3 protein-coding genes are annotated in these 2,868 nt (G+C 42.7%); all 3 read left to right on the top strand.

All coding sequences use genetic code 11. The annotated features are described in order from the left end of the window. Positions 1-52 precede the first annotated feature (52 nt). Positions 53-1,012, top strand: coding sequence for a triacylglycerol lipase (locus A3763_RS07915; RefSeq protein WP_068516041.1), 960 nt, complete (start codon positions 53-55; stop codon positions 1,010-1,012). Positions 1,013-1,118: 106 nt separating this feature from the next. Then, complete coding sequence (locus A3763_RS07910; protein ID WP_068516043.1) at positions 1,119-2,138, top strand: lipase secretion chaperone; 1,020 nt, start codon at positions 1,119-1,121, stop codon at positions 2,136-2,138. 387 nt (positions 2,139-2,525) lie between these two features. Then, positions 2,526-2,868, top strand: a 343-nt coding sequence (locus A3763_RS07905; protein WP_197482843.1) for a transposase, incomplete at its 3' end; no start/stop codon positions are given.

Here is a 2,868-nt window from a genome sequence, read left to right as displayed (position 1 = left end):
TTTAAAAGGCTGGTATTTAACTCAGTATAAAAATAAATTTGAGGATATATCTATGAAAAAGACACTCGCATTAACGGCTGCTCTCACATGTGCAGCAGCTGCTCCGACACAAGCAGGATTCTTTTCTGATTATTTTAGTTACACGAAAACAGAAAATCCAATCATGTTAGTACCTGGAATATTTGCCTTCGACTCAATTTCTATTGTCGATTATTGGCATCAGATTCCGAGCGCTATTGAAAGTCGTGGTGGTGAAGCTTATGTAGCTAAGATCAATGCTTTTGATAGTTCTGTGGGCCGAGGTGAAGAGCTGATCGCTCAGCTTGAGGAAATTAAAGCAAGTTCCGGTGGACGAATCGAAAAGTTCAACCTAATGGGTCATAGCCAGGGTGGTATGACTTCGCGTTATGTAATGGAAACACGTCCTGACCTTGTTGCGTCGGTTACTACGATGCATACGCCACATACTGGTTCGCCTATTGCAGACTTGGTGACAGATGTAGCTCCACCAGAAACAATTCGTGGAACGTTATTTGGCGCGTTTGCTAATGCAGTCGGTGATCTAGTTAACTTATTATCAGACAATAAAAAGTCCGACTCTGATATTTACGCTATGTTGGGAGAGTTTAATGCTCAAGGTGCAGCGCAATACAATGCAACTTACACGCATGGCTTACCGACAACTGAGTGTGGTAATGGGCCTTCGCAAGTGACGATCAATGGCGAAGATATCAAGCTCTATTCATGGAGCGGCACAGGTCATCTGACTGCTGTTGGGGATATTTCAGATACCTTGTTTGCCATCACAGGTTTAGCGTTTGATTCAGGTGAAGATAACGACGGTATTACCGGGCGTTGTGCATCTCACTTTGGCCAGGTTATTCGTGATGATTACTTCATGAACCACATTGATGCCAATAATCATGTCTTAGGATTAACATCATTGTTCGAGACTGATCCAAAGACCTTATTTAAGAAACATGCTAACCGCCTTAAGAAGGCTGGCCTATAAACGATTCCTAGAGAATTATGTGCTTTCCAATTTGGGCAATCAGGCAACCTTATACTGGAAATGCCGTTTTGGGGTCCTATGGGCCCCACTTTTTTAAGAGGTTATTATGACGATAAAAACCGGGTCGATTGCATCGATAGCAGTCATTTTCGTGGTATCGATTGCTTTGTATGAATACTTTGGTTACGCAGAAATAGGCTCGGATAGTGCGCCTGTTACTATGATAGAAGCCAGAAAAATTAACGAGTCTTTGTATCACAAACCCTATGAAGTGGAGGGTATCAAAGCGCTTTCTTCTTCATCACTCGCGGGAACTGATGTGAATCACAACTTAAGTGTTGATGAAAGTCAGAACTTGCTGGCTGATGAAGGTCTTAAAGATATGTTCGAATACTTCCTATCTACTCTTGGAGAGTATGAACTAGAGCAGGTCATTGCTTCAATCCAAGAAACTATTAAAGCAGAGCTAGGCGAGCCGGCTCGTTCACAAGCTCTGGACCTACTTAAACGTTATATTGACTACAAAATCGGTATCGAGGAGCTTCAGCAGGGTTTTGTTGTATACGATTCGGGAGTAAATATGCTCGATAAACTGATAGCTCAGCAGTCTGAGATTAAGACCTACAGAGAGCGCTTCTTTGATCAAGTTGAATATGAAGCATTCTTTGCTTCTGAAGATATCCAGAACAGGTTCTTGATTCAGCAGTTAAAAATCAACAGTGATGAAACACTAACAGCAACAGAAAAACAACAACATATAGAGATAGCGAGCCTTGAACTACCAGAGGACATTAGAGCAACGAGGCAGCGCGCTCAGCAACATGCATTGCTATCAGAACAAGTTAGAAAAATGAAAGCCGATAATGCGCCCGTTAGCGAAGTGTATCAGCTGCGGGAGAACATGCTAGGGAGTGAGGCTGCGGCAGCGCTAGCCGATTTAGACAAACGTCGAGCGCAATGGTCGCAGAGACTTAGCAGCTTTTCCGCTGAGCGAAAAACTGTCTTAGATTCTAGCTTAAGTGAACAAGATAAGGAGCAATCCATTTCTGAACTGTTGGCCTATCACTTTGATGAAACAGAGCGTAAGCGCGTTAGTGCTCTGATGAGTGATGACAGGCTTCCATAGGTGCCAATTCGAATTGAAATGGACAATTAAAGGGCTCAGTCCAGAATGGTATACTGTTACGTACTTGTAGCCAAAAGGTTCGATCTGGCGCGATAAAGGTCGTGATAGACAGAATTCGATCTTACAGACGAAAATGGGGCACTCGGCATAGCAATTCAACACCCACAGGCAAAAAAGTCCGCAAGTCTGCCATTCAGAAGACATATACAGATAGGGATTATTCAGCCAAACTTTGCGTTTAGTGAATTAACGAAAAGAGCACAGGCTGTGTGAAAACTGTGGTTCAGTTTTTGCTGTGAGCAGATCATAAATATACGCAAGTATCATTTTCGAATTAACAAGTTTGGTATAATTCTCAACAGCTTAAAAACAAGGAAGTGAGCTGTTATGTCCCACCATATTAAGGGTAAAAGCCGATCTCAGGCGACATTTTTCCCTGAAGTCCTCGATGACTTCGTCAGTACTGAAAACCCTGTCAGAGTGATTGATGTTTTTGTTGATGAGCTCGACTTAAACGAACTTGGCTTTAAAGGTGTTGTCCCAAAAGATACAGGGCGTCCCAATTATCACCCAGCAATGCTACTTAAGTTATACCTCTACGGCTACCTGAACCGAATTCAATCCTCACGCCGATTAGAGCGAGAAGCTAACCGCAATATCGAACTAATGTGGTTAACTGAGAGACTTGCACCAGACTTCAAAACCATTGCAGATTTTAGGAAGAATAACG

This window comes from Oleiphilus sp. HI0128, assembly GCF_001635365.1.
Note: the sequence above shows the minus strand (reverse complement) of the source record. Positions and strands in the feature narration are given on the sequence as shown.